At 58.6% G+C, this 26,438-nt stretch carries 21 protein-coding genes; 7 read left to right on the top strand and 14 right to left on the bottom strand.

Annotated features, from left to right (window positions below; all coding sequences use genetic code 11):
• The first annotated feature begins 688 nt into the window (after positions 1–688).
• On the top strand, positions 689–3,427 hold the full coding sequence (gene mgtA / locus ACWKV9_RS20555) for a magnesium-translocating P-type ATPase (RefSeq protein ID WP_483837974.1): 2,739 nt from the start codon (positions 689–691) through the stop codon (positions 3,425–3,427).
• 117 nt (positions 3,428–3,544) lie between these two features.
• Here the strand turns inward: mgtA and ACWKV9_RS20550 are convergent, their stop codons facing one another.
• Positions 3,545–4,723, bottom strand: a complete 1,179-nt coding sequence (locus tag ACWKV9_RS20550) for an acetyl-CoA C-acetyltransferase (protein ID WP_483837973.1) — start codon at positions 4,721–4,723, stop codon at positions 3,545–3,547.
• 141 nt (positions 4,724–4,864) lie between these two features.
• Complete coding sequence (locus ACWKV9_RS20545; RefSeq protein WP_483837972.1) at positions 4,865–5,878, bottom strand: LacI family DNA-binding transcriptional regulator; 1,014 nt, start codon at positions 5,876–5,878, stop codon at positions 4,865–4,867.
• A 217-nt stretch (positions 5,879–6,095) separates the two neighbouring features.
• Between ACWKV9_RS20545 and ACWKV9_RS20540 the strand changes: the two genes are divergently transcribed.
• Both ACWKV9_RS20540 and ACWKV9_RS20535 read left to right on the top strand, forming a co-directional pair.
• A complete protein-coding gene (locus ACWKV9_RS20540) occupies positions 6,096–7,301 on the top strand; it encodes an MFS transporter (protein ID WP_483837971.1) in 1,206 nt (401 codons plus the stop codon).
• A 9-nt stretch (positions 7,302–7,310) separates the two neighbouring features.
• Positions 7,311–7,772, top strand: a complete 462-nt coding sequence (locus ACWKV9_RS20535) for a metallophosphoesterase family protein (protein WP_483837970.1) — start codon at positions 7,311–7,313, stop codon at positions 7,770–7,772.
• A gap of 212 nt (positions 7,773–7,984) precedes the next feature.
• Here the strand turns inward: ACWKV9_RS20535 and ACWKV9_RS20530 are convergent, their stop codons facing one another.
• From ACWKV9_RS20530 to ACWKV9_RS20520, 3 genes are all read right to left on the bottom strand, one after another.
• Positions 7,985–8,776, bottom strand: a complete 792-nt coding sequence (locus ACWKV9_RS20530; RefSeq protein WP_483837969.1) for a substrate-binding domain-containing protein — start codon at positions 8,774–8,776, stop codon at positions 7,985–7,987.
• Between the two features lie 115 nt (positions 8,777–8,891).
• Entirely contained in the window at positions 8,892–10,415 is a 1,524-nt protein-coding gene (locus ACWKV9_RS20525) for a Fic family protein (RefSeq protein ID WP_483837968.1), read from the bottom strand.
• Positions 10,416–10,531: 116 nt separating this feature from the next.
• Entirely contained in the window at positions 10,532–12,454 is a 1,923-nt protein-coding gene (locus tag ACWKV9_RS20520) for a HAMP domain-containing methyl-accepting chemotaxis protein (RefSeq protein ID WP_483837967.1), read from the bottom strand.
• A 453-nt stretch (positions 12,455–12,907) separates the two neighbouring features.
• Between ACWKV9_RS20520 and ACWKV9_RS20515 the strand changes: the two genes are divergently transcribed.
• Positions 12,908–14,089, top strand: a complete 1,182-nt coding sequence (locus ACWKV9_RS20515; RefSeq protein ID WP_483837966.1) for an acyltransferase family protein — start codon at positions 12,908–12,910, stop codon at positions 14,087–14,089.
• A gap of 21 nt (positions 14,090–14,110) precedes the next feature.
• On the opposite strand, the gene ACWKV9_RS20510 is transcribed toward ACWKV9_RS20515, so the two are convergent.
• Positions 14,111–15,349 carry a TIGR03862 family flavoprotein gene (locus ACWKV9_RS20510; protein WP_483838089.1) on the bottom strand — a complete coding sequence of 413 codons (1,239 nt, stop codon included), beginning with the start codon at positions 15,347–15,349 and terminating at the stop codon, positions 14,111–14,113.
• Positions 15,350–15,648: 299 nt separating this feature from the next.
• Complete coding sequence (locus ACWKV9_RS20505; RefSeq protein WP_483837965.1) at positions 15,649–16,566, bottom strand: histone deacetylase family protein; 918 nt, start codon at positions 16,564–16,566, stop codon at positions 15,649–15,651.
• A 121-nt stretch (positions 16,567–16,687) separates the two neighbouring features.
• On the opposite strand from ACWKV9_RS20505, the gene ACWKV9_RS20500 reads away from it, so the two are divergent.
• The 3 genes from ACWKV9_RS20500 to ACWKV9_RS20490 all read left to right on the top strand — a co-directional run bounded on the left by ACWKV9_RS20500 (position 16,688) and on the right by ACWKV9_RS20490 (position 18,863).
• Entirely contained in the window at positions 16,688–17,251 is a 564-nt protein-coding gene (locus ACWKV9_RS20500) for a GNAT family N-acetyltransferase (RefSeq protein ID WP_483837964.1), read from the top strand.
• A gap of 152 nt (positions 17,252–17,403) precedes the next feature.
• Positions 17,404–18,273, top strand: coding sequence for an acyl-CoA thioesterase II (tesB, locus tag ACWKV9_RS20495; RefSeq protein ID WP_483837963.1), 870 nt, complete (start codon positions 17,404–17,406; stop codon positions 18,271–18,273).
• The gene (locus ACWKV9_RS20490) at positions 18,270–18,863 is read left to right on the top strand and encodes an HAD family hydrolase (protein WP_483837962.1); all 594 of its coding nucleotides are present in this window, start codon (positions 18,270–18,272) and stop codon (positions 18,861–18,863) included. The genes tesB and ACWKV9_RS20490 overlap by 4 nt, the downstream gene beginning before the upstream one ends.
• A 123-nt stretch (positions 18,864–18,986) precedes the next feature.
• Here the strand turns inward: ACWKV9_RS20490 and ACWKV9_RS20485 are convergent, their stop codons facing one another.
• The 7 genes from ACWKV9_RS20485 to ACWKV9_RS20455 form a co-directional block, all read right to left on the bottom strand.
• The gene (locus tag ACWKV9_RS20485) at positions 18,987–19,973 is read right to left on the bottom strand and encodes an alpha/beta hydrolase (protein WP_483837961.1); all 987 of its coding nucleotides are present in this window, start codon (positions 19,971–19,973) and stop codon (positions 18,987–18,989) included.
• Between the two features lie 4 nt (positions 19,974–19,977).
• On the bottom strand, positions 19,978–20,862 hold the full coding sequence (ypfJ, locus tag ACWKV9_RS20480) for a KPN_02809 family neutral zinc metallopeptidase (RefSeq protein ID WP_483837960.1): 885 nt from the start codon (positions 20,860–20,862) through the stop codon (positions 19,978–19,980).
• 398 nt (positions 20,863–21,260) lie between these two features.
• Positions 21,261–21,554: a pentapeptide MXKDX repeat protein gene (locus ACWKV9_RS20475; RefSeq protein WP_483837959.1), complete on the bottom strand. Its 294-nt coding sequence runs from the start codon at positions 21,552–21,554 to the stop codon at positions 21,261–21,263.
• Between the two features lie 185 nt (positions 21,555–21,739).
• Positions 21,740–22,675, bottom strand: coding sequence for a LysR family transcriptional regulator (locus tag ACWKV9_RS20470; RefSeq protein ID WP_483837958.1), 936 nt, complete (start codon positions 22,673–22,675; stop codon positions 21,740–21,742).
• A 71-nt stretch (positions 22,676–22,746) separates the two neighbouring features.
• A complete protein-coding gene (locus tag ACWKV9_RS20465) occupies positions 22,747–24,273 on the bottom strand; it encodes a tripartite tricarboxylate transporter permease (RefSeq protein ID WP_483837957.1) in 1,527 nt (508 codons plus the stop codon).
• A complete protein-coding gene (locus tag ACWKV9_RS20460; protein ID WP_483837956.1) occupies positions 24,270–24,803 on the bottom strand; it encodes a tripartite tricarboxylate transporter TctB family protein in 534 nt (177 codons plus the stop codon). The genes ACWKV9_RS20465 and ACWKV9_RS20460 overlap by 4 nt, the downstream gene beginning before the upstream one ends.
• A 61-nt stretch (positions 24,804–24,864) precedes the next feature.
• A complete protein-coding gene (locus tag ACWKV9_RS20455; RefSeq protein ID WP_483837955.1) occupies positions 24,865–25,878 on the bottom strand; it encodes a Bug family tripartite tricarboxylate transporter substrate binding protein in 1,014 nt (337 codons plus the stop codon).
• Positions 25,879–26,438 lie beyond the last annotated feature (560 nt).

Genomic DNA, 26,438 nt, shown 5'->3' with positions numbered 1-26,438 from the left:
CGCGGGAGTTTAGCAGTTTGGTCAAATACGGTGTTGTGGCTGGGTAGAGCGCCGCATGATCTGGCCGAATGGGAACTGTCGTCAAGCGTTAATACCGTCGGAGCGGACCTGTCCGCGAATAGGCCGGGACAGACGATAAATCCCGGTCGGCTGTACCTCAGCATTCGCGGACAGGTCCGCTCCCACAAGTGCATTTATTCATCGGTCATAGCGTTATCGATTGCGCGTCCTGTGGCTAATCCTGAACGCTCCCTGAAGACTTTTCCGATACCCGGCGAAGGCGCTTTCTGACGGTTTACTCTGCATAAAGCCGGGCGTAATCTTCGCCCGTTTTCAACCAAAGCGGAGACCCTCAGTGGGTACTAGTTCGAGTGACAGACGTCAGCCGGTATTGATCACCGGCCAATCCTCGGCACGCTAGCGCGCAGTCTTTTCACTGCCGCCCGCTCGCCGACAACGCGAGAGGCGGCAGCTCGGCAGGTTCTGTTCTGAATCTGCTCCTGTCCTTTCTTATGACGCTGACCAAATGCCTGATGGCTGACTTACCGGTCGCCATCGGGCAACGAACGCGCACGCCTTTTTGGCGTGCGGGCCAATCTGTTGTGCCATCGTTCCAAGGGGTTCGTGGCTACAGGTCGGCAGTGCCTGCTCAAGGTTTTTGCAAAATCTTCAGCCCAGGGCCATAGCCATGAAAATCACCCTCCTGAAAGAGTTCTTCGCAGGCTTTCTGCAAAATCGGCACATTGCCCGGCACTTCCGCCGGTTGGCGATGCTCGACAGCTTGACCGACACCACCGTCAGCCGCGAAGTGCCGCCGACGCTGGCGCAAACCCTCACTCGCGGGGCCAGTAGCGACGCTCAATCCTTGCTCGACCAGCTCGGCAGCCACAACGACGGCCTGACCGATGCCCAGGCGGCAGCGCTGCGTCAGCGCCATGGCCTCAACGAAGTCGAGCACGAACAACCTCTGCCGTGGTGGGTGCATCTGTGGCACTGCTACAAAAACCCGTTCAACCTGCTGCTGACCTTGCTGGCGTTCATCTCGTGGCTGACCGAGGACATGAAAGCGGCCACGGTTATCTTCTCGATGGTGGTGCTATCGACCCTGCTGCGGTTCTGGCAGGAAGCGCGCTCCAATCAGGCGGCCGATGCGCTCAAGGCCATGGTCAGCAACACCGCAACGGTGCTTCGTCGCGCTCACGATGACGCTGATTTTGCGCAGACAACCAGCCGGTCCCGACGCCTCGAACTGCCGATCAAGCAACTGGTGCCCGGGGATGTGATCGTGTTGTCAGCGGGCGACATGATCCCCGCCGATTGCCGCGTGCTCAGCGCCAAGGACCTGTTCGTCAGCCAGGCCGCCATGACGGGCGAATCCATGCCCGTGGAGAAATTTCCCCGCCGCCAAGGCACTCAACCGGACACCCCGCTAGACCTTGAAAACGTCCTGTTCATGGGAACCAACGTAGTGTCCGGTGCGGCGACCGGCGTGATCCTCACCACCGGCAATCACACCTATTTCGGGGCGCTGGCCCAGCGTGTCAGCGCCACCGACCGTGCGCCGACTGCGTTTCAGTCCGGGGTGAACAAGGTCAGCTGGCTGCTGATTCGTTTCATGTTCGTGATGGCGCCGCTGGTGCTGTTCATCAACGGCTTCACCAAGGGCGACTGGATGCAGGCGCTGCTGTTCGCACTGTCCATCGCGGTCGGGCTGACCCCGGAAATGCTGCCAATGATCGTCACCTCCACCTTGGCCAAGGGGGCGGTGTTCCTGTCGCGCAAGAAGGTCATCGTCAAGCGTCTGGATGCCATTCAGAACTTCGGCGCTATGGACGTGCTGTGTACGGACAAGACCGGCACGTTGACCCAGGACAAGATTTTCCTGGCACGCCATGTCGATGTCTGGGGCGATGAATCTGACGATGTGCTGGAAATGGCCTACCTCAACAGCTACTACCAGACCGGCCTTAAAAACCTGCTGGACGTGGCGGTGCTGGAGCATGTTGAGGTCCATCGCGAACTGCAAGTGGGCACGGCGTTTCGCAAGATCGATGAAGTGCCGTTCGACTTCAATCGGCGCCGGATGTCGGTCGTGGTGGCTGAACAGGGACATCCGCACCTGCTGGTGTGCAAGGGCGCGCTGGAAGAAGTGCTTAGCGTCTGCACCCGCGTGCGCCATGGCGAAGACGAAGAGGTGCTAAGCGATGTATTGCTGGAACGCATTCTCGACGTGACGGCTGCTTTCAATGAAGAGGGCCTGCGCGTTGTCGCCGTGGCTGCGCGTTCAATGGAGGCCGGTCGTGAGACTTATGGCCTGGCCGATGAAAGCGACATGACGCTGATCGGTTACGTGGCGTTTCTTGATCCGCCCAAAGAAAGCACCGCGCCTGCGCTCAAGGCATTGGCCGAGCATGGCATTGCGGTGAAAGTGCTGACCGGCGACAACGAGCGCGTGACCGTGAAGATCTGCCGAGAAGTGGGCCTGGAGCGCCAAGGGTTGCTGCTGGGCGGCGATATCGAGCGCATGAGCGATGTAGAACTGGCGGTGGCGGTGGAAACCACCAACGTCTTCGCCAAACTCACACCGTCTCACAAAGAACGCATCGTGCGTCTGCTCAAGGCCAACGGGCATGTGGTGGGTTTCATGGGTGACGGTATCAACGACGCCCCGGCCTTGCGCACGGCGGACATCGGTATTTCGGTGGACAGCGCGGTGGACATCGCCAAAGAGGCTGCCGACATCATTCTGCTGGAGAAAAGCCTGATGGTGCTGGAGGAGGGCGTACTCGAGGGGCGCAGGACATTCGCCAACATGCTCAAGTACATCAAGATGACCGCCAGCTCCAACTTCGGCAACGTGTTCTCGGTGCTGGTGGCCAGTGCGTTCATCCCGTTTCTGCCGATGCTGCCGATGCATCTGCTGGTGCAAAACCTGCTTTACGACATTTCGCAGATTGCCATCCCGTTCGATAACGTCGACGACGAGCTGCTGAAAAAACCGCAGCGCTGGCAGCCTTCGGAAGTGGGGCGTTTCATGCTGTTTTTCGGGCCGATCAGTTCGATCTTCGACATCAGCACATTCGCGATCATGTGGTACGTATTCGGCGCGAACACGCCTGAGCATCAGACGCTGTTTCAGTCTGGCTGGTTTGTCGTCGGGCTGCTCACGCAAACCCTGGTGGTGCACATGATCCGCACTCCGAAGATCCCGTTCCTGCAGAGCCGCGCGGCCATGCCGTTGATGGTGATGACCGGGATGATCATGGCGGTGGGGGTTTTCCTGCCGATGGGGCCGTTTGCGCACTACTTCAAATTGCAGGCACTGCCGCCGCTGTATTTCGTCATCTTGCCGGTGATCTTGCTGGGGTATGTCGCGCTGACGCAGGCGGTGAAGGGGTTTTATGTGCGGCGGTTTGGGTGGCAGTGATGAAACGCCACCCGTTGTAGGAGCGCGCTTGCCCGCGATTTGCGGTGCGTAAGACACATTTACGTCTCTGACGCACCGCAATCGCGGGCAAGCGCGCTCCTACAAATGAGGACTGTGTTACCGCACCAACGCCAACGCCACGCCTTGCCCACCACCAATGCACAGCGTCGCCAGGCCCTTCTTGGCGTCGCGCTTGATCATTTCGTGCAACAGGGTCACCAGCACGCGGCAGCCCGACGCACCGATCGGGTGGCCGATGGCAATCGCGCCGCCGTTGACGTTGACTTTGTTCATGTCCCAGCCCAGCTCTTTACCCACCGACAGCGATTGCGCCGCAAAGGCTTCGTTGGCTTCGATCAGGTCGAGTTCTTCCAGCGACCAGCCGGCCTTGTCCAGGCAGCGGCGTGTCGCGCTTACCGGGCCGATGCCCATGATGGCCGGATCGACACCGGCGTTGGCGTAAGCCGCGATGCGCGCCAACACCGGCAAGCCCAATTCTTCTGCTTTTGCAGCGCTCATGAGGATTACTGCCGCAGCCCCATCATTGAGCGACGAGGCATTGCCCGCTGTCACGGTGCCGTCTTTCTTGAAAGCAGGTTTGAGTTTGGCCAGCGATTCGGCGGTGGTGCCGGCGCGAGGCTGTTCATCGGTGGCGAACGACAGCGGGTCGCCCTTGCGCTGAGGAATCAGGATCGGGGTGATTTCATCGACGAAACGCCCCGCTTCAACGGCGGCGGTGGCTTTCTGCTGCGAGGACGCTGCAAACACGTCTTGCGCTTCACGGCTGATGTCGTACTTTTCCGACAGGTTCTCGGCGGTGATGCCCATGTGGTAATCGTTGAACGCATCCCACAAACCGTCGCTGATCATCGTGTCGATCATGGTCGCGTGGCCCATGCGCAGGCCGGTGCGTGCGCCGGGCATGACGTAGTTGGACAGGCTCATGTTTTCCTGGCCGCCCGCGATGATGATGTCGGCGTCACCGCAGCGAATCGCTTGTGTCGCCAGATGCAGCGCTTTCAGACCCGAGCCGCAGACCTTGTTCAGGGTCATGGCCGGAACGGCAAAGGGCAGACCTGCTTTGATCGATGCCTGGCGCGCAGGGTTTTGCCCGGCGCCTGCGGTTAGTACCTGGCCCATGATCACTTCGTCGACAAGCGATCCGTCGAGACCGGTCTGAGCCAGCAATTGACGGATGACGGCAGCACCCAGATCAACCGCAGGAATATTGGCCAGAGATCCTTGGAAACTGCCGACCGCGGTGCGGGTGGCGGCAACGATAACGACGTCTTGCATGGTACGAATCCTCACTGTTATTGGTTTCGCGCCGAGGCCGTCGGGGCTGCATAAAAATCGAGCAGCGGGTCTGGGCGCCGTAATCAAGGGCGCACATGGTGGCATGAATGGGGCCCGAAGCTTAAACCCTTTGTCGCCTGCTCAGCTGGCGCCATTCTCCAGTTCGCCCACGATCACCACTTTGCTTTTGGGCAGCGTCCGATCCTGAATCCGCTCCAGCAACATGCTGACTGCGCTGCTGCCAGCCAGCGATGCATCGTGGGCAATGCAGGCGATGGGGATACCGAAGATGTCACCGAAAGGCAGCCGATCGATCCCGCAAATGGTGACGTCCTCGTGGCTGATTTTCTGATCACGCAGGGCTTTCATCGCGCCTAGGGTGATTAACTGATTGAAACCGAAAATCGCATCGGGTCGGGGTTGGTCGCGCAGATAGCGCAGCGTGCTCTGATAGGAGGGTTCCAGGGTGTAATCCCCGGCAAAGACATGCAGCTGCACCTTTTTACCGGTTTCGGCCAGCGCCGCTTTTACGCCTTTGAGTCGCTCCTCGGAGATGCGCGAGTGCGCAGGGCCGGTCAATACCAGCAGCCGCTGCATGTCCGGATTTTGAGCCAGCAGGTAGCGCGCGCCGTTCAAGCCGCTGTGGTAGTTGTCCAGCACCACATGGCTGAACGGGCTGTCCTGCAACGCCCGATCCAGTTGCACAACCGGCATGTCGCCATTACTCAAGCGTGAGAGATACCCCGGCTGGTATTCGGGCTCGTCCGATACCGGTGAAAGCACGATCCCGGCCACGCGATAACTGAGCAGCGTGTCCACCGCCTTGCTTTCCAGCTCTTCGGAGCCGTCGGTGTCGACCAGCATGATGGTATAGCCATGCTTTTTCGCTTCTCGCGAAATGGCCTTGATCATCTCGCTGTAGAAAGGGTTATCCACCGACGCTGTGATCACGCCGATGATCATGCTTTCACTGCGCTTGAGGCTGCGGGCGAACGCGTTCGGTACGTAATCCAGTTCCTGAGCCACCTCAAGAATGCGCGCCAGGGTGGCCGGTTTGACGAGATCGGGCTTGTTCAGCGCGCGGGACACAGTCACCGGCGTCATGTTCACGCGGCGGGCGATGTCAGTAATGGTGACGGGGGTTTTCTTGGTCATGGGCGGCTGGCTGCCTGAAATCGAAATAACATGCGGGGCAGTCACTTTCGTTATGTTGTTGCGCAAGGCTAGCACGCTGACGGGATTTTCGGCTTCGCTGCCTGCTGAAATGTCATCGTTAACAGCGTGCACCTTCGGTTGTGTAAATTTATTTCCAGATTTGCGCCGACATCCGTTGATAATGGCCGCCCCGTTTTCAACTTCTCAGGGAGACCCCATGACACAGGCCGCTTCATCTTCAACGCGCGATTTTTTTCTGGTGGCGTGCGCGCTGTTGATTGCCATGGTGGGCACGACGCTGCCGACGCCGCTGTATGCGATCTACCAGCAACGCCTTGGCTTCGATGCGAGTTGGGTGACGATCATCTTTTCTATTTATGCAGCTGGCGTGATCGCGGCGCTGCTGGCAGTGGGGAGCTGGTCGGATCAATTGGGGCGCAAACCGCTGCTGTGCGTGGGCCTGTTGATGGGGGCAATCAGTGCGGTGGTGTTTCTGTACACAGACTCTATCGCTGGCCTGTTGATCGGTCGGCTGTTTTCCGGGTTTTCTGCGGGGATCATGACTGGTACTGCCACCGTTGCGGTGATTGAGCTGGCGCCCAAGCGCTGGAGCAAGCGCGCGACGCTGATCGCCACCGCCGCGAACATGTTTGGACTGGGGCTTGGCCCGCTGCTGGCCGGGATCACTTCGCAATACCTTCCAGACCCGCTGCATCTTATTTTCTACATACACCTGGCGTTTTTGCTGTTGGCAGCGATCGGCGTCTTGTCGGCTCGTGAAACCGTGACTCGGCCTGAGACGCTGCACCTGAGTATTCAGAAACCATCGATTCCGGCTTCTGTGCGCAGCGTGTTCATTCCCGCGTCGATTGCCGGGCTGGCAGGCTTCAGCGTCGCCGGGTTGTTCACCAGTATGGTGCCGTCGCTGATGATTCAAGTGATGGGGCAAACCAGCGGGCTGCTGATTGGCGCGGTGATCGGCCTGTTCTTTGTGGCATCTGTGGTGGGGCAGGCTTCGCTGCAATGGTTACCGGCGCAGCGGCACATGACACTGGGTTGTCTGGCGTTGATCGTCGGCATGATTTGCCTGTGCTTGAGCATTCTTACGACGCAGGTGCTGTTGCTGGTACTGGCAGGCTTTGTTGCCGGGATGGGGCAGGGCATGATTTTCCGCGCGGGCATGGGCGCGGTGAGTGCGAAGAGTCCGCCGGATCATAAAGCGGCGGTGACCTCCGCTTACTTCGTGGTGATGTACATCTCGATTTCCGTCCCTGTCATTGCTGTGGGCTTTAGTGTTCATACGTTTGGTTTGCGTCACGTGGGCGAGTTCTTCGCCTCGCTCGTTGCAGTGATCGCATTGCTGGCGATGATCAGCATGAAGCGTGTGCAGGCGCGGCAGAACGCCGCTTCGGCTCAGGGGTAATCGAACAGCATGAAAATCGGCCTGATTTCCGACACCCATGGTCTGTTGCGACCGCAAGCGCTGAGCGCTTTGCAGGGTTGTGATCAGATCATCCACGGCGGCGACATCGGCAAGCCGGAAATCCTCGACGCGTTAGGTGCCATCGCGCCGTTGACGGTGGTGCGCGGCAACAACGACACCGACGATGCCTGGGCCAGCGATGTGCCGTATGAGGCTATGTTACGGGTGGGCGGGGTGGCGATTTATGTCACGCACATCCTGGCCGATGTACCGGTGACTCTGCCAGCAGATGTCCGCGTGGTGGTCACCGGGCATTCGCATAAACCGTTGCAGCAGATGCGGCATGGCGTGTTGTTCATCAACCCGGGCAGCGCCGGGCCGCGGCGTTTCAAGCTGCCGATTACAGTGGGAATGTTGCACATCGAGGGTGAGGACGTACGGGGCGAGTTGATTGAGTTGGTGCTGGATTAACTCACCCAGGTTGGCCTGGCCCCTCGTCCAATTGCCGCGATGGTGTGTTGGACGCCAATCCCGTGGGAGCGGACTCGTCCGCGAAGGCTATACGTCAGGCGCAACAAATGCGTTGAATGTACTGGCCTCTTCGCGGACGAGTCCGCTCCCACAGTTATCTGCTTATTCCGTTAAATCAGTGATCGACCCGCTGCTTCGCACGCCGCACGGGTTTACTTCGCGATCGGGTCCAGCCCGCTGGTCTTGACTGCCGCCGCCGCTGCGCTCGATCCCAGGTAATCCACCAGCGCTTTGGCCTGTTCCGGGTGCTTGCTCTGGGTGACGACGCCCGCCGAATAAAGGGTCATCTGCTGGGCTTGATCGGGGATCAGACCGATGATGTCGATGCCTTCAACCGGTTTGAGCTCGCTCAGTTGCTGAAAGCCAATATCAGCGTCGCCACGGGCCACCACTGCACCCACCGGCTCTGCCGGGATCATGTGGCTCTTGTCCTTGATTCGGTCAGCGATATGCATTTGATTGAACAACACGCGTGACAGGTAAACACCGCTGGCGCTGTCGGAATAAGCGATGCTTTTGGCGTTCAGCAACGTGTCCTTGAACGCTTCCATGGTGCTGATATCCGGTTTTGGCGCGCCGTGTCGCACGGCCATGGCGATGTAGGATTTGCCAATATCGACACGGGTTTTCGGATCGACCTGGCCGTCCTTGATCAATTTGTCCAGCGCCGAGCCCACCATCAGCACCACGTCGGCAGGCTCACGGCGGGCCAGACGGTTAGGAATCGCCTGAGGTGTGGCACCCATCGATGGCGCCACTTCCGGGATCAACTTCACACCGACTCTTTGCTCGTACTCAGGGCTGATGGCTTGAAAAGCGCCCATGATCCCACCGGAACTGAGCACGATCAGCTGTACGGGCGCAGGTGCGGTGGCGGCATGGACGAAGGCGGCAGGGACGAGGGAGACAGCGGCAGACAGCAGATAAGGCAGGACTTTTTTCATGAATATGAACCCGGCAATGATGAAGATAATTCTGAATAAGAAGATGAAAACAGCGCGGGCAGTATGTGGGAAAAGGACGCCGAGTAAATCCCTTTCTTGAGTACGTCAGGTATGTCTAGCGCAGATACCGTTGCACGATCGCGATGATTTCTTTCAGGATTGCTTCGTCAGCCAGTAACGGATATTGCCTGAGGAGTTTGTTGCTGACGTGTTCTCCAGATTGATGGATGGAGCGGATTATTCGGTCAATGTCCGCATCCGGGCCTTCCACAATATTTTTGATCGCCTCGCGCAGCAGATAGTGATCACGAAGAATGCTCGCTTCATCACGCATCTCCTTATCGACGGTCTGGCGAATCACACGTGCCATGTATTCGCCGTGGGAGGTCATGTCGATATACCGCCACGCAGGCCCGGTCACGTCGTACCCTTCGTACTTCAGGTTTGACTCGACACCGTCCTGGTATTTCACATACTCATCGAAATGCACCTCGCTTTCGATGGCCTGCATCAAAGGCCGGGAAAACTCGTCAAGCACCTGATCGTAGTTTTGCGGACGAAGACTGTGATCTTGCATAACCGCCGATACAGGGAGGATGTAGGGCGCGGGAAGGTAGTGATCTCGTCGCAATATGTCGTTCACCAGAAAGCGTGAGATACGACCGTTGCCGTCGCTGAGTGGGTGTATATAAACGAATCCAAATGAAATCGCCGCAGCTCTCAAGATCGACGATCTGCCACGGGTTTTTTTCTCGAAATTCATGAGCCCGTTGAGCATGCCTTCAACCTGCTGCCAGCCCGGCGCCAGGTAATGCAAAACGTTCTGGAACCCTCGCGTCTGCCCAACAAATACCGGGGACTTTCGAATACCGTAGGACAGCGCCCTTGGACCCAAAATCGCCTGTTGAATTGACTCAATCTGATCAGCACTCAGCGGCGGCTGGCCCTGACCGCAGCGTTGCTCCATGACAGCAGCGAAGCGTTTGATGCGGTCGACTTTTTGTTCTTCATGCTCAATGGCAAAACTGGATTTACTTTCCTTGATGGTCAGCCAAACGGCGCTGCGCAACAGAGTGTCTGGTCCGAACTCGACCCCAAGCAGCGCAAGTGCTGCATCCAGATCGTATTGAATAAGCTCGGTCAGGGCGGGAGTGATCCGGATCATCGGACAAAATGCAGGGGTGCCGGGTAGATTGTCGACGATTCGCCAGCGAGTGTTTCGCGAAGGATTGACGCTGGTCAGGTAGAGCTTCTCGTCCAGCAAGGGGACATAGTTGCCTTTGTTCAAATCATCACGAGCTAATGTTTTTTGAGTCAGCCATTCGTACAGAAAGCAGGCTTTTCGAGCATATTGCCCGGTGGGTTCCGCATCAATCCAATGCTCAAGCTCGGCAGGATCAAGCGTTGAGAATAATCTCGCCAGACACTCCAGGTGGATAGGCTCGCGCTTAAACGCAAAAGTAAGATGCTCGCTCAGGATGGGGCCTGGCTGATATTGGGCGGGGAAGGTTTGTTCTGTAACGCCGTCGGAGGTGACGTCTTTACGGCTGCTGCCGATGTGGCTGCGGACCTTTAACGGCTGGCAGAGTGCAACGCGGTAGGTGTGAGTCAGCCATGCATAGCCTGCAAGATTGCTCATCGGAGCCTCTCAAAACCGTTAAGTACTCGCCATTATTATTAAAAAAACAACTTACGTCCTCAAAATGATTAAAAAGTACCTGCGCCGGGCATCGAAACCCAGCGCAGGTAGCAAGATCAAACTTTGAAATGACTCACCAGCATTTGCAGCTGATTACCCAGACGAGCGAGTTCGACGCTGGAGGCGGCGGTTTCTTCGCTGGCGGCGGCGGTCTGTTCGGAGACGTCGCGCACATTGAGGATACTGCGGCTGATCTCTTCGGCCACCGAGCTTTGCTGTTCGGCTGCGGCGGCGATTTGCTGGTTCATCGCCTGAATGTTGGAAACGGTCTGGGTGATGCTGTTGAGCGATGTACCGGCTTTGCGGGTCAGGGCGACGCTGCTGTCGGTCAGGGTACGACTGCTTAGCATGATGTCCGACACCTGCCGCGTACCGTTCTGCAGACCAGCCACCAGCCCTTCGATTTCTTCGGTGGACTGCTGAGTGCGCTGGGCCAGGCCCCGGACCTCATCGGCCACTACCGCAAAACCACGACCGGCCTCACCGGCACGGGCCGCCTCGATGGCAGCATTCAGTGCTAGCAGGTTGGTTTGTTGCGCGACGGCCTTGATCACGTCCATGACTTTGCCGATCTTGTCGCTTTCCTGCTCCAGCACGGTCATCGCTTCAGTCGAACGGCCGACTTCATTGGCCAGCTTCTCGATCTGGGCAATGGCTTCGCCGACAACCTTATCGCCGTCGCGCGCCTGTTGATCGGCAGCGGATGCGGCAACCGAGGCCTGCTCGGCGTTGCGCGCGACTTCTTGCACAGTGGCTGACATCTCGTGCATCGCGGTGGCAACCTGATCGGTTTCAACCTTCTGGCTGTTAACGCCAGCGCTGGTCTGTTCGGTAACGGCTGACAACTCCTCGGCCGCGCTGGCGATTTGGGTAACGCTGTCGCGGATGCCGCCGATCAAGTCACGCAAGGTCGCGCCCATGCGCTGAATGCCTTGTTGCAGCACGCCGATTTCGTCGCGGCGTGTGACCACCAGCGTCTGTGACAGATCACCAGATGCGATGCGATCTACCACCGCCAGGGTCTGCTGCAACGGACGGGTGATTTGTCGCGTAATGATTAGCGCCGCCAGCGTGCCGAAAATCAGCGCCAGCAAGGTTGTGCCAATCTGCAGGTTGCGGGCGTTCTGGCTGTCCTGATCACGCAGGCTTTGCTGAAGATCGTGCAGCTCGCCGTTGAGTTTGACGATAGCTGCGCCCTCATCGGTCATTTCTGTGCGGGCAGCCACAATCTGGCTGTTGGCGGCCTGGAAACCCTGCACCGAGGTGCGGTAGTTCAGCAGCGAGGCCTCCAGTTGCTTGAGTCGATCGGCCTGGGTATCGGCGAATGCAGCCTTGAGCGGCGCCATGCCGCTGATCGCGGTTTCCAGCTGACGCAGTGCGGTCTCTTCTGTCTTGGCGTTCGGGCTGGCGGTGAAGCCACGCACTTCGTAACGCACCAGCATCAGGTCTTCTTTGGCCTTGATGATTGCCTGGTATTGCGCGAACCGGCGCTCGTCGGTCGCATCGAGACGCACGACATCATCGTTAATGACGTTGATAAGCTCCGCGCCTTTGACGGCATTGACGCCCATTTCGGCGCGAACGTTGGTGCTGGTGCGATAGCCGTCGCGCATCTTGTCCAGCGACTTTTGATAGGCACCCGTCTGTTCAGCCAACGCGTTGAGCGGCTTGAGGTTAAGCGGATTGGTAAAGCGAGCCAGCAGCGATTGCTGCAGGGCCTTGTAGCCGTCCATCGCGTTCTGTACGGCCTGGGCTGCGGTGTCATCGCCATTGGCAATCATGTACTGCAGGCGGGTCACGCGCAGTTTGGTCAGTTGATCGCTGAGGTCGGAGATGTCGTTCATCCGCTCACTGCGTTCAATCAGGCTGCCCAGACTGGTCCAGCCGGTCACTGCAAGCAGGGCAGTAAAGAACAATACGACGCCAAAGCCGAGCGCCAATTTCATGTTGACGCTGATGTTTGCAAACCAGCTATTCATCCAAAACCTCCAGTGTTTCAATTTTTTAAATCAAGCGGCTGGAAGGTTGTTCTTGTTCAAGCCAGCAGAGTGTTCACGTCTTCATGGCTATCGGCTGGGGTTTGAATATCTGAATGCGCGCCGTCAGAAATTAGCGCGTCAAATTTCAAGGCATGAGCTTCAACGCTGCAATGGGTCGACGTGACCGAGGGCCCAGCGTTTTTAAAAAAAAGCAGGTCCAGCAATCGGTGGGCTCAAATGCTGCGAATTCATCACCCATATCCCCTGCGATTCATCGCACTTATTGCTGCAACCCATGCTCGGCAAATACTGGCGTCAACATTCCAATGGCAAATGTATCAGGGATGAAATAATTCAACTGTTTGCCTATCGCTGAACAAAATAACGTGTGCACTGGCCGCCCTCTCAAGCCTCACCGATCAAGATTCCACGGACCAGCAAGGATGTCGCGTTATGAAACCTGCTCAGCGATTTACGACACTTGATAGCTTTAGAGGAGTCTGCGCGCTCCTGGTGGTTTTTTATCATCTGCACGTTGTAGGTTCGTTCACCGAGCTCCCTTTCTTTCGCCACGCCGAAGTCTTGCTCAACTTCTTCTTTGTGCTCAGCGGTTTTGTGTTGGCGCACACCTACGGCATGAAGGCCCATCTGACGTTCAAGTCGTTTTTCATCTCACGGGTGTTCCGTCTCTATCCTCTGCACCTTGTGATGCTGGCGGTGTTCATCACATTTGAGCTGGTACGCTGGACGGCCTACAAAAAGGGTTTTTATTTTAATAACGTCCCGTTCACCGGCCTTTTTGCGCCGTCGGAAATCTTGCCCAATCTGCTGCTGGTCCAGGCCTGGACCACACTGACTGAAACCATGTCGTTCAACTATCCGTCCTGGACCATCAGCATCGAGTTCTACATATACATGCTGTTTGGCGGCTTGTGCATGTTCGCGATGAAGACGCGATTTGCGCTGTTCGCCTGCGTGTCGTTGATCGCGTTTGGGGTGATTTTCAGCGGTAGCGACTTGCTGGTAGAACGTGCGCTGCAAGGGCTCTCGTGCTTTTTTGCCGGCAACGTGACTTACGTGGCTTATCTGCAAATTCGCGACAAATTTGTACCGACGTTGTGGCTGATGACCGTTTTGGAATGCGTGCTGATGTACGCCACGTACGTGATCGTCATGAATGATTTCGAATACCGCTCTCCCATCGGCGGCCTGTTCTTCTGCGGGCTGGTGCTACTGTTCGCCTTTGAAGGCGGGCTGGTGTCGACGTTTCTAAAGACGAGCTTTTTCGTGCTGTTGGGCAAGCTGTCGTATTCGATCTACATGACTCACGCCGCCTTATTGTTCTGCTTGTCGACGGTGTTCATCGTGGCGCAAAAATTCACGGGCCAAGAACTGGCGCCGATGATTAACGGGCAACGGTTCATGGACACCGGATCGCTGTGGGCCAATAACTTGATGGTCGTGGCCGTCGTGATCGCCGCGTTAGGCATTGCCGCACTGGCGCACAAGTACATCGAGATGAAGGGGTATGAGTTGGGCAAACGGATCACCGGCGTCAGTGCGGCGAAGGCCAGGGCTGCGCAGATTCCACAGGACGCCCCGGCAATCAAGCAACGGCTGGATCGCATCGCCTGAGCATGAGCGGTCGCGCGCGATTCAATCGCGCCGCAGCCACTCCAACATCCCAAGACCGGCTGCTCGTCCACTGGCAAAACAGCCTGTGAGCAAGTAGCCGCCCGTTGGGGCCTCCCAGTCGAGCATTTCACCGGCGCAGAATACCCCCGGCAATGTGGTGAGCATCGAGCGCTGGTCCAAAGCCTCAAAAGGCACACCACCAGCAGTACTGATGGCTTCGTCCAGAGGGCGCGGTTTGATCAGCGTCAGCGGCAACGCTTTTAGCGCCTGCGCCAGCAACATCGGGTCAGCGAACGCGCTGGCTGGCGCCAACTCTCGCAGCAACGCTGCTTTCGCGCCGTCGAGGTTCAGCTGGCTGTGCAAATGCTTGGACATCGAACGCGAACCACGGGGTTTGCTCAGGGCTTTTTCGACATCGCCAAGCGCTTTACCGGGCAGCAGATCGACTTCAACCGTGGCTGAGCCCTGTCGGTTGATCGCCCCACGAATCTGCGCTGACAACGCGTAAATCAGGCTGCCTTCCACGCCGGTTTCGGTGATCACGCATTCGCCCAATCGCAGGGAGTGGCCTTGCAGGCCGATGGCGATGTTCTTGAGCGGCGCACCCGCAAACTTGCTGCGCAGCAGCTCGCTCCAAGATGCGACCTCGAAACCGCAGTTGGCGGCTTGCAACGGTGCGAGTGGGATGCCTCGCGCTTTTAGCAGTTCAAACCACGCGCCGTTGGAACCTAATCGCGGCCAACTGGCGCCGCCCAAAGCGAGCAACGTAGCGGCGGGGGCGATGGACAGTTCGCCACCAGGGCTGTCGATCAGCAGACTGCCGTCGTCGTTCCAGCCCAACCACCGATGGCGGGTGTGGATAACCACGCCGCCGTCACGCAGACGCTTGAGCCAGGCGCGCAACAGCGGAGCGGCTTTCATGTCGGTGGGAAAGACCCGGCCTGAGCTGCCGATGAACGTCTCGATTCCGAGCTTGTGAATCCATTGGCACAGATCGTCAGCGCCGAAGCCACGCAGTAGCGGCGCAATCATCGGCGCGCGCTCGGCGTACCGCGACACAAACGCTGGATAAGCCTCGGAATGGGTGATGTTCATACCGCCAACCCCTGCCAGCAGGAACTTGCGACCTACCGAGGGCATGCCGTCATAGACATCCACTTTGACGCCTGCCTGACTCAGCACTTCGGCCGCCATCAGGCCAGTAGGGCCACCGCCGATAATGGCGACTGATTGAGAAGTTGAGGTGGCTGTCGAGGTCATGGCGAGCAGGAACTGGCGAAGAAGGTCGCGCATTCTACCCGACGCTCAAGGCAAACGAGTGACCTGTGGACAACTATTGAGCAAAAAACGTACAGGTCGCGCCAAGCCCCGCGTTTGCGGGCGGTTACCGTGTTGCACTCAGGTTATCCACAGGCCGCTCCACAGCGGATGTGGGTAACTAACGACGGACCTGTAGGAGCGCGCTTGCCCGCGATAGGGTCTTCAGAATCCAGCCATCTTTATCGTGTGTAGAATCTTTCGCGGGCAAGCGCGCTCCTACAAGAGAGTGGCTTGCGAACCTACAACCCCTCCGACACCCAAACCCGCTGCGCACTGTGATGCAGGATGCCGTGTCGTCGTGCCAGTGCTTCGCGGTCTTTGCTGTATCCGCCGCCAATCACGCCCATCACCGGGATGTTGCGGCCCAGGCAATGGCGCAATACCGCCTCATCCCGCCGGGCGACGCCCTGGTCTGTCAGCTGCAGGTAGCCCAGCGCGTCATCCTTGTGTACATCCACGCCTGCGTCATACAGCACCAGATCCGGTTGATAAAACGGCAGCAGGTAATTGAGAGTTTCATCCACGACTTTCAAATACTCATCGTCGCCCATGCCCATGGGCAGCGGGATGTCCCAATCGCTTTGCGCCTTGCGCGCGGGGAAGTTTTTTTCACAGTGCAGCGACACAGTGATCGCCTCGTCTGTGTCCGCCAGAATGCGCGCCGTGCCGTCGCCCTGGTGCACATCGCAGTCGAAGATCAGGACCCGATCAACGCGACCGCTCTGCAACAGGAATTGGCTGATCACCGCCAGATCATTAAAAATGCAGAATCCTGCGGGGTAGTCGTAATGGGCGTGGTGCGTTCCGCCGGCCAAATGGCAGGCCATACCGTGTTGCAGCGCTTTTTCTGCCGTCAGCAGCGACCCGCCTACTGCACGCACCGTTCTGCGTGCCAGATCCTCGCTCCATGGCAAGCCGAGACGGCGTTGATCTTCGCGGGAAAGATCGCCATCCATGTACCGGCGGATGTAGGAAGGGTCATGTGCGAGCGCCAGAATCTCCCTCGGACAAACCTCCGGGCGAAACAATTGAGCATCTGTGGTCAAGCCGGTGTCGATAAGGTGGTCGTGAAGCAAACGGAACTTGTCCATCGGAAAACGATGATCCGCCGGGAAGTCCGGGCTGTAGTCTTCGTGGTAGATGAGCGGCAGGGACATGATGTTTACGAGTGCGGATTGAACGGCGATCTTGCCAGTAATGCCGGGCGCCGCACAGCCTTTAACGCCGTGGCTCGCAAAGCGCTGGCGAGTCGATCACAGGCTGGGATGGGAGATGTCGATGGAGCCGATACTTGAGCTCAACAGCGCACGCTTGTTGATGCGTCAATGGCGAGATGATGATTTGCCCGCCTTTGCACTCATGTGCGCGGACCCGCAGGTCATGAAGTTTTTCCCCAACGCCATGAGCCGCCTCGACAGCGCCAAGCTGATTGGGCGTATTCGCGGGCATTTTGCCGAATATGGCTTCGGCTTGTGGGCTCTTGAGCGCAAGGACACGGGTCAATTTATCGGCTTCACCGGGCTGTGCGTCGTGGGTTTCGACGCCCATTTCACCCCGGCGGTGGAAATCGGCTGGCGCCTGGCGCGTGAACACTGGGGGCTGGGATTTGCCAGCGAAGCGGCGTGGACTGCGATGGGCTGCGGCTTCGAGCATCTGGATCTGGACGAAATCGTATCGTTCACGGCGGTCAACAATCAGCCGTCGCAGAAGGTCATGCAGGCCATCGGCATGCACAATAATCCGGACGACGACTTCGCACATCCCAACCTGCCAGACGGCCATCCGCTGAAACCGCACGTGCTGTATCGGATCAATCGTCAGCAATGGCTCGCCACGCTGTAATCACGATCAATCCCTTCCACGCTGCGCGAGAATCGGACTACAAACCCCTGTATCATTTCGCCCAATCCGTCCTGCAAACAACGCGGATCGCCGCCACTCGATGTGCGCGGCGTTGTTTTATGCGGGATATTTTCATGTGTGAGGAACCCCCAATGAGCCAAGTGCTGGATGATCTGGTGTCGCTGCTGAGCCTGGAACCGATTGAAGAAAACCTCTTCCGCGGGCGCAGCCAGGACCTTGGTTTTCGCCAGCTGTTCGGCGGGCAGGTGTTGGGACAGTCACTGTCAGCGGCCAGTCAAACGGTTGAAGAAGCGCGCCACGTTCACTCTTTGCACGGCTACTTTCTGCGCCCGGGCGATGCGCTGTTGCCGGTGGTGTATCAAGTGGACCGAGTGCGGGACGGCGGCAGCTTCAGCACCCGTCGCGTGACGGCCATTCAGAAGGGGCATCCGATTTTCACGTGCAGCGCGTCGTTTCAATACGACGAAGCGGGTTTTGAACATCAGAGCCAAATGCCTGACGTAGTGGGGCCGGAAAACCTGCCCTCCGAGCTTGAGCTGATGCGCCAGCGCGAGCACCTGATTCCCGAGCACATGAAAGACAAGTTGCTCTGCCCCAAGCCCATCGAATTTCGCCCGGTGACCAAAAAAGATCCTTACAACCCGGTGCCCGGCGATCCGGTGCAGTACATCTGGTTTCGCGCCGATGGCACGTTGCCGGACATCCCCGCGCTGCACAAATACCTGCTCGCTTACGCGTCGGACTTCAACCTGCTGACCACCTCGCTCGGCCCCCACGGCAAGACGGTGTGGCAGAAAGACATGCAAATCGCCAGTCTCGATCATTCGTTGTGGTTTCACGGCGACCTGCGCGCGGACGAGTGGCTGCTCTACGCGATGGACAGCCCATGGGCTGGCAATTCCCGTGGTTTTTCCCGTGGGAGCGTTTATAACCGCGCCGGACAACTGGTGGCGTCGGTCAGTCAGGAAGGTCTGATTCGCCATCGCAAGGATTGGGCATGAGCCTGAGCCAGTTGCGCCATTGGGTGTTCGACATGGACGGCACGCTGACCATCGCCGTGCATGACTTTCCGGCGATCAAGCGCGCGCTGGACATCCCTCTTGAAGACGACATCCTCACCCATCTTGCAGCGCTGCCCACCGACGTTAGTGCGGCCAAACACGCGTGGCTGCTTGAGCACGAACGTGAACTGGCGCTGGGCTCGCGGCCTGCCGTTGGTGCTGTGGACCTGGTGCGCGAGCTGGCGGCGCGAGGTATTCGACTGGGCATTCTGACCCGCAATGCCCGCGAGCTTGCGCATGTGACGCTTGAGGCGATTGGTCTTGCCGATTGCTTTGCGGTCGAGGACGTACTGGGCCGCGACGAAGCGCCACCCAAGCCAGATCCTGGCGGTTTATTGAAGTTGGCGAACGCCTGGAGTGTCGAGCCGTCGCAGATGGTCATGGTCGGGGATTATCAATTCGACCTGGCCTGCGGACGGGCGGCGGGCACGCAGACCGTGCTGGTTAACCTGCCGAACAATCCCTGGCCGGAGCTGACGGATTGGCATGCACAGGATTGTCTGGCGCTCAGATCAATGATCAACGCATGACCTGCACGGCTGCGCATTCGATTGTAGGAATGCGCTTGTCCGCGAACGATTCATCAGACGCCAAAAATGCATTGATACTTTTGACGTTTTCGCGGGCAAGCGCGCTCCTACAGGATTCAGGCGCTAAGGCCTGAACAACGCCGCCTGCCCCTCAGGCGAGGTGAAAATCTCGTCGCCGTTATGCCCCACGTTCGGCACTTCGACCAGGCGCTGATTCAGGCCTTCGGGGTGGCGCTTGGTCAGGTATTCAAAGTAATTCTTGCCCCGTGCCAGCCGGAACGGCCCTTGGGCCTCTGCGCCACAATCCTTGTCCAGCGCCGGGTGATTGGGGTCGATGTCCTTCTCGCCGAGCAGATACGTGATATCGCGCTTGACGTACGCCGCTTCGATTTCAGCCGGCGTGTCCTTTTCCGCGTAGGCCGGCAACTTGTTCAGGCCGTATTTCCAGGTGTCGAAGGTCGGGCAGCTCGCCGCGTCCACAGGGTGTGGGCGTTGCGCGTCGAAGTAGGCGTAGGACGAGGGGTTGGCGATCACGTAACGCAGCTTGATGCCTTCTTTCTTGAGCAGCGCGTCTTCCTTGCCGCCAATCATCGCGTAGCGCTGAACCACTTGCGCGCCGCCGGAATGGCCGGCGATCACGATCTCTTTCAGATTCGGGAACAGCTTGCTGTCGCTCAGGCGCTTGAGAATATGGTCGATGACCACGAACGAACTGACAGGCTTGGCGCCTTCGGATTTATCACCCGCCATCCAGTCGTTGGCGTGCCAGCGCAGCACGGTTTCCGGCAAGTGGTGGGCGGTGATGTCTTTCTCGTCGAGAAACTGCGGCGCGATCAACAGAGTTTTCGAGCGCTGCCGCGACTGATTCGCGGCGCGTTCTACACTGCGCAGGTACGTCTGGGCATTGCGCAACCGACCGTGGAACACAATGACCACCCGCTGAATCTGCGGACTGGGCCGGGTCCAGCTCTGACTCAAGCCCAGCGTCGCCTGACTGCTGCCGTTGATCAACAGCCGGTCTGGGCTGATGGATTTGACCGCCTGATCCGCAGCGTGAGCCGTCATGCTCAGCAGGGTGCCCAACAACAGGATCGAAAGCGGTTTCATCATGTGATCAGAGGCTCTTCGCGGCGAATGTATCGCATTGGTTGATTTGGCCTTGGGCGAAGCCGGTCTTGAACCAGCGAACGCGTTGGGCGGACGACCCGTGAGTAAATGAGTCCGGCACGACACGGCCTTGGCTTTGTTGCTGCAAACGGTCATCGCCAATGGCATTGGCCGCGTTCAGCGCCTCTTCAATATCGCCGGGTTCAAGCCAGTTCAAACGCTTTTGCGCATTGAAAGCCCAGACGCCAGCGAGGCAGTCGGCCTGCAACTCCTGACGCACCAGCAAGCCGTTATCGCCTTCCATGCGTTGGCCTCGCTGACGCGCTGCCTGCACTTTATCCGAAACACCCAGTAACGTCTGTACATGGTGGCCGACTTCATGCGCGATCACGTAAGCCTGAGCGAAATCCCCGGCGGCCTTGAAGCGTTGCGACATTTCTTGGAAGAATTCCATGTCCAGATACACACGTTGATCTGCCGGGCAATAAAACGGTCCACTGGCCGACGACGCGAAGCCACAGGCCGATTGCACCTGACCGCGGAAAAGGATCAGTGTCGGGTTTTTATATTGACGTCCGGCTTGCTGGAAGACTTGACCCCACGTGTCTTCGGTATCGCCAAGGATGGCGCGCACGAAGTCAGCTTGTTCATCGTTGGCAGGCGGCGCTTGCTTGGTCTGCGGGCTGACCGCTGTGGTCTGGCCGGACTGCCCGGTGATCTCACTGAGGATCTGCATTGGGTCCTGGCCGGTCAACAAACCGAACGCCACGATGATCACAATCCCGCCAATGCCCAACCCCTTGCCACCAATGCGCATCCCACCGCCGCCACCACCTGATTCATCGCGCGCATCGACGACGTTGTCACTGCGACGTCCTTTTTTCCATAGCATGTGGGAATCCTCTTCTTCTGATGTAAGGAGTGTCGCTGTAGACAGCGGACGCTGCCAGACCGGTCGTCTGGCTGAACGGTGGGTAAGGCACTGGGACGTAAGAGGAGGGCGAGGCGGGTTGGTTCGTTTTTTTCTTGGGGGCGATAGGCAATCGCTGTTGCCTGGCCACAATGTTTTCTCGGTGCAGGTGCAACGCCCGTGGGAGCGGACCTGTCCGCGAAGACGTCATTTCTGACGCAGAAAATGTGTTGAATGTACTGGCCCCTTCGCGGACAGGTCCGCTCCCACAGGGTTTTTGTTCACTCGGCAATGTGCGATGCACCGTATCTTTGTTACAGCTGAGCTCTTCGCCCAACGAAAAGCCCGCCGAAGCGGGCTTTTGGAGATCAGCTAGATACTTACTGACTCATGGCGCCTTTTTTCATCGCGTCTTTGGACATCGCATCGTGCTTGGTGCCGTCTTTGCTCATCGAATCCTGGGACATGCCGTCCTTCTTCATGGTGTCTGTTTTCATGCCGTCTTTGCTCATCGCATCTTTGGACATGTCTTTTTTCATCGTGCCCTGAGACATGGCGTCTTTGGACATCGAATCTTTGCTCATGCTGTCGTTGCTCATGGTATCGGCGGCAAACACGCTGGCGGCGCCGAACGCCATGCACAGAGACAGAACTGCAGTGGCTAACGTTTTCATGGTGGATCTCCTTGAAGCTCGGATTGCTGAAGGGTGCAGCGGGCGCTGCGATCGGGCATGACTGAATTATCCCGAGCCGCAGGTCCCCGAATCCTCACGGAGAGTTAAATGAATTGTGATAACTAAGGGTGCAGCATGTTGAGCAATGCCGAGATGACAGCAAGTTCAATTCATCCGGGCACAACTCACCCCGGCTGCGCCGCCTTCACCGAATTGATAAACGCCTGCATTGCCGAGGACTGAATACGGTGGCGGCGGGTGATCAGGCCGTAGGGCGGCAGGCGGGCTTCGAAGCTGATCGGCAGGACGGTGAGCAGGTCGCGGCCCGGATAGTCTTCGACCACCGAAACGGGAGTCACGCCGAGCATGTCGGTCTGCTGCACCAGAGACAGCAAGGTCATGATTGAAGTGGTTTCAACGATGCTATTGGGGATATCGACGCGAGCGTTATGGAATACCTGATTGATGATCGCGCGCATGGGGCTGGGGTGTTGCTGCAAAACCCAGGTCTCGTTTTGCAACGTGGCCCAGCTCAGGTCTGAGGCTTTCGCCAGTGGATTTTGTGCCCCTGCGATCACGCACAGCGCCTCTTCGCCCAGGCTGTCGAACAACAACTCTTCGGCCCGCGCGCCACCGGGAATACGTCCCAGCACCACGTCCAATTGATCCTGCAACAAGGCTTGTACCAGCACATCGCTGGTGTCGACCTGAATGCTCATGGACAAGCGCGGATGGCTCTTTTTCAGTGTGGCGATGGTGCGCGTCAAAAGCCCCGAAGCCAGTGCCGGAATGGCGCCGACGGCTACGCGCCCGAGGTTGCCGGACTCCAGCGCTACCAGTTCTTCGCGCATGCCGCTCAGTTCAGCGAAGACCATGCGCGCGTAATAAATGACGGTTTCACCGAACGGCGTAGCGCGCATGCCACGTGGCAGACGTTCGAACAACTCGACACCGAGCAGGTCCTCGGCTTCGTGCAGCATTTTGGTGGCGGCGGGTTGGGTCATGCCGATGTTGTCGGCGGCGCGGCGCAGCGAGCCGAACTCCTGCAGCGCCAGCATCAGGCGCAGTTGGCGCAGACGCAGGCGGCTGTGAATCACGTTGGCGGCAGGGATTCGGGTCATGGGGCTCGCTCGCAGTAAAGTCTGCGGCGAGCCTGACAAGAAATCCCGGACGTTGCCAGCGTTGCGTGTGATCACAGCGTTTTGGGCTTGGACGCGTGACGACTGCGCCAGCCGAAGAGGGCACTGATACCGCCAGAGATCAGCGGCCAGAACAGCATCAACAGCGCGGCGGTGGTCAGGCTACCCACCAGCGGGTTGGACCAGAAGATGCCCAATTGCCCGTCGGAAAACAGCATCGACTGGCGAAAGGCGTCTTCGGCCTTGTCGCCCAGCACGGCGGCCAGCACCAGCGGCGCAATCGGATAACCGAGCTTCTTGAACAGATAGCCCAGGGCGCCGAAGCCCAACATCAACATGACGTCGAACATCGAGTTATGCACTGAGTACGCGCCGATGGCGCAGACCATGATGATGATTGGCGCGATGATCGAGAACGGAATGCGCAGGATCGAGGCGAACAACGGCACAGTCGCCAGCACCACGATCAGGCTGACCACATTGCCTAGGTACATGCTGGCGATCAGGCCCCAGACGAAATCATGCTGTTCGACAAACAGCGTCGGGCCAGGGTGCAAACCCCAGATCATCAGGCCGCCGAGCATCACGGCTGCGGTGGCAGAACCTGGAATCCCAAGCGTCAGCATTGGCAGCAAGGCGCTCGTGCCCGCTGCGTGGTCGGCAGTTTCCGGGGCGATCACGCCTTCGAGTTCGCCTTTGCCGAAGTTCTCACGATTCTTCGAGAAACGGCGGGCGATGCTGTAGCTCATGAACGATGCCGCTGTAGGACCGCCCGGCGTCACCCCCATCCAGCAGCCAACAATCGTACTGCGCAGGATGGTGAACCAGTAACGGGGCAGTTTTGCCCAAGTGCGCAGAATCACCATCGGGGTGATGCGTGCGTGCTCGCCGCGAAACACCAGGCCTTCTTCAACAGTGCAAAGAATCTCGCCGATACCGAACAGGCCGATCACCGCCACTTCAAAACTGATGCCGGTCATCAACACGGGTTGGTCGAAGGTCAGGCGCAAGTTTCCGGAAACGGTATCCATGCCGACGGCTGCCATGGCGAAGCCGATCATCATCGCGACCACGGTTTTCAATGGCGGGTTTTTGCTCATACCGATGAAGGTGCAGAACGCCAACAGATACACAGCGAAAAACTCCGGCGAGCTGAACGTCATGGCAAAGGCGGCGATGCGAGTGGACAGGAACGTCAGCAGCAACACGCCGGCCAGTGCGCCGATCAATGCCGAACTGAATGCGGCGGTCAGCGCTTCAGCGGCGCGGCCTTCGCGGGCCATGGGATAGCCGTCGAAGGTGGTCGCCACCGACGACGGCTCCCCGGGAATATTGAACAGGATGGACGTGATCGATCCACCAAACAGCGCACCCCAATACATGCACGACAGCAGAATGATCGCCGACACCGGCGACATGGTGAACGTCAGTGGCAACAGCAGTGCGACACCGTTCGGCGCGCCGAGGCCGGGTAGCACGCCGACCAGAATGCCCAGTAAAACGCCTATCACCATCAGCCCGATGTGACCGGGCGTGAGGATCAGGTTCATGCCTTGCAGCAGGGAATCGAACTCGCTCATCGCATCGATCTCCCAGCCATGGCGATCAAGTCACCCATGGGGCCTGCGTCCAGCGGCACCTTGAACCACAAGGCGAAGATCAGGTAGCTGGCGAGCACTGCACCGCCGGAAACGCTGCCGATCATCCATTTGCCGTAGGGTTTGGCGCGCACCTTGTCACGCCACATGAACCAGGCGATGAACACCGCTGAGGCAATGTAGATGCCAGTGAAGGGCATGGCGCAGACGAACAAAGCAATCGGGATGAACACCGACAGCACCTGTTTGAACTGATCGCGGCTGACGAAGCTCAGGCTCAGGGGTTTCCAGCGCACAAGCGTCAACACGCCATTGGCCAGGCTCGCCAGGCTTAGCAACAGGCCAATGTAGAAGGGGAAATAGCCAGGCTCCGGGCCTGAGTCGCCCCAGCCGATGCCTTGTTCGAGACTGCCGAACATCACCACCGCGCCGATGGCGAATGTAAACACCGACAGGCCGAGTTCGATGCAGCGTGTGCTGACCAGTGATGGCGATTGAGAAGATTGAGACATGAGTCACCTCCGAAGGTGGCCGCTGCTGCCCGTTATTCCGGGCCAGCGGCGGCAAAGTCGATCAGTTGCGCAGCCAGCCAGCTTCTTTGAACACCGGAGTGACGCGGGCGGTGTCCTGCTCGATATAGGCCGTTAGCTGATCGCCTTCGAGGAAAGTGGGCACCAGTGCGTTCTGCGTGACGTACGCCTTGAACTCCGGTGTCTGACTGACCTTGCGCATCAAGTCGGTGTAGAACGCGCGCTGTTCGGCGCTGACATCACCCGGCATGAACACGGTGCGTGGGAAACGGTACTGATCGACGCCCAATCCTTCTTCTTTGCATGTCGGAACATCACCCCAGGATTTGTCGCCTGCGACCTTGTCTGTGTAGCCCATGCGCTCTTTACTGAACACGCACAGCGGTTGCACTTGGTCGCCGCGCCATTGGCTGATGCTTTCGCTGGGATTGTTGACGTTGGCGGCGATGTGCTTGCCAGCCAGCTGAGTCGCGGCTTCGCTGCCACTCTTGAACGGGATGTACACCAGTTTGCTGCCGGTGGTCTGGTTCAGCAGCAGGGTGAGGGTCTGATCGACGTCTTTGGACTGGCTGCCACCCATGCGCATTTTCGAGGGGTCGGCTTTGACGGCGTCGTAAAAGCCCTTGGCGTCTTTCCACGGCGCGTCTTTGTAGGTCCAGAGGATGAAGTCGTCTTCGGCGACGGCGGCAACTGGCGTCAGCTCTTTCCACTCGTAGCCGAGTTTCGAGACCAGCGGCAGCAGATAGATGTTGTTGGTGCCGATGACCAGTTTGTCGGCATCGCCCTTGGACATCTTCAGGTCGAGAAAGGCTTCGGCGCCATTGCCGCCGCCCTTGTTGAGGACGATGGTGTTCACGTCGAGGAATTTGTGCGTGCTGATGATCGACTGGATCAGCCGGCCCAACTGGTCGGTGCCGCCACCGGGGCCGCCTGCGACGATGATTTCGACGTTTTTGTCGGGTGCCCAGGCGAGGGCGAGAGTGGGGAGAGCGCTGGCGCAGAGCAGCGTGCAACCGAGCAGCAAACGGGACGCGCGTCGAAAGGATGCGATGGGCATGGTGATCCTCTTTCTTGTATTTGTTATGAGTGATTCGTCCGCAATCAGTGGCGGCAAACCTTGCGCTGAGTGTGTGAAAGAGCGACCTCGGCGTCTAGTCAAAACATCACATACACCGATAGCCTGGGGTTATACCAAAGCGTCAGGTCCTTTTTTATTGCCGATGATTTTGACGGCAAACCTAGGGGATAGGTCTTTGAGAAGCGGGGGAGCGGGACTGTCCTGTTTTTGATTCTGGCCGCAGGCCGTAGGAGTCCGGCTTGCCGACGATGGGTTGCGCAGCAGCCCTCAGCCATGTGGCGGGGTGTGTCAGGCATATTGCGTTCGCCGGTTTTGCTGCCGCTGCGCGCCAGATCGTCGGCAAGCCAGACTCCTACGCCTTCGGCAGAAGCGGGAGATCGTTACAGTCCTGCTGTTGATTCTGGCCGCAGGCCGTAGGAGTCCGGCTTGCCGACGATGGGTTGCGCAGCAGCCCTCAGCTAGGTGGCGGGGTGTGTCAGGCATATTGCGTTCGCCGGTTTTGCTGCCGCTGCGCGCCAGATCGTCGGCAAGCCAGACTC

The sequence above is a fragment of the Pseudomonas corni genome (assembly GCF_057128765.1).
Note: the sequence above shows the minus strand (reverse complement) of the source record. Positions and strands in the feature narration are given on the sequence as shown.

Coding starts and splice junctions, on each gene's coding strand:
- ypfJ (WP_483837960.1), bottom strand. CDS start 20,862: ATGCTATGGAAAAAAGGACGTCGCAGTGACAACGTCGTCGATGCGCGC.
- ACWKV9_RS20505 (WP_483837965.1), bottom strand. CDS start 16,566: ATGTCCCTGCCGCTCATCTACCACGAAGACTACAGCCCGGACTTCCCG.
- ACWKV9_RS20545 (WP_483837972.1), bottom strand. CDS start 5,878: ATGACCAAGAAAACCCCCGTCACCATTACTGACATCGCCCGCCGCGTG.
- ACWKV9_RS20535 (WP_483837970.1), top strand. CDS start 7,311: ATGAAAATCGGCCTGATTTCCGACACCCATGGTCTGTTGCGACCGCAA.
- ACWKV9_RS20455 (WP_483837955.1), bottom strand. CDS start 25,878: ATGCCCATCGCATCCTTTCGACGCGCGTCCCGTTTGCTGCTCGGTTGC.
- ACWKV9_RS20530 (WP_483837969.1), bottom strand. CDS start 8,776: ATGAAAAAAGTCCTGCCTTATCTGCTGTCTGCCGCTGTCTCCCTCGTC.
- ACWKV9_RS20540 (WP_483837971.1), top strand. CDS start 6,096: ATGACACAGGCCGCTTCATCTTCAACGCGCGATTTTTTTCTGGTGGCG.
- ACWKV9_RS20550 (WP_483837973.1), bottom strand. CDS start 4,723: ATGCAAGACGTCGTTATCGTTGCCGCCACCCGCACCGCGGTCGGCAGT.
- ACWKV9_RS20510 (WP_483838089.1), bottom strand. CDS start 15,349: ATGACCTCGACAGCCACCTCAACTTCTCAATCAGTCGCCATTATCGGC.
- ACWKV9_RS20465 (WP_483837957.1), bottom strand. CDS start 24,273: ATGAGCGAGTTCGATTCCCTGCTGCAAGGCATGAACCTGATCCTCACG.
- tesB (WP_483837963.1), top strand. CDS start 17,404: ATGAGCCAAGTGCTGGATGATCTGGTGTCGCTGCTGAGCCTGGAACCG.
- ACWKV9_RS20500 (WP_483837964.1), top strand. CDS start 16,688: ATGGAGCCGATACTTGAGCTCAACAGCGCACGCTTGTTGATGCGTCAA.
- ACWKV9_RS20470 (WP_483837958.1), bottom strand. CDS start 22,675: ATGACCCGAATCCCTGCCGCCAACGTGATTCACAGCCGCCTGCGTCTG.
- ACWKV9_RS20515 (WP_483837966.1), top strand. CDS start 12,908: ATGAAACCTGCTCAGCGATTTACGACACTTGATAGCTTTAGAGGAGTC.
- ACWKV9_RS20490 (WP_483837962.1), top strand. CDS start 18,270: ATGAGCCTGAGCCAGTTGCGCCATTGGGTGTTCGACATGGACGGCACG.
- ACWKV9_RS20475 (WP_483837959.1), bottom strand. CDS start 21,554: ATGAAAACGTTAGCCACTGCAGTTCTGTCTCTGTGCATGGCGTTCGGC.
- ACWKV9_RS20460 (WP_483837956.1), bottom strand. CDS start 24,803: ATGTCTCAATCTTCTCAATCGCCATCACTGGTCAGCACACGCTGCATC.
- mgtA (WP_483837974.1), top strand. CDS start 689: ATGAAAATCACCCTCCTGAAAGAGTTCTTCGCAGGCTTTCTGCAAAAT.
- ACWKV9_RS20485 (WP_483837961.1), bottom strand. CDS start 19,973: ATGATGAAACCGCTTTCGATCCTGTTGTTGGGCACCCTGCTGAGCATG.
- ACWKV9_RS20525 (WP_483837968.1), bottom strand. CDS start 10,415: ATGAGCAATCTTGCAGGCTATGCATGGCTGACTCACACCTACCGCGTT.
- ACWKV9_RS20520 (WP_483837967.1), bottom strand. CDS start 12,454: ATGAATAGCTGGTTTGCAAACATCAGCGTCAACATGAAATTGGCGCTC.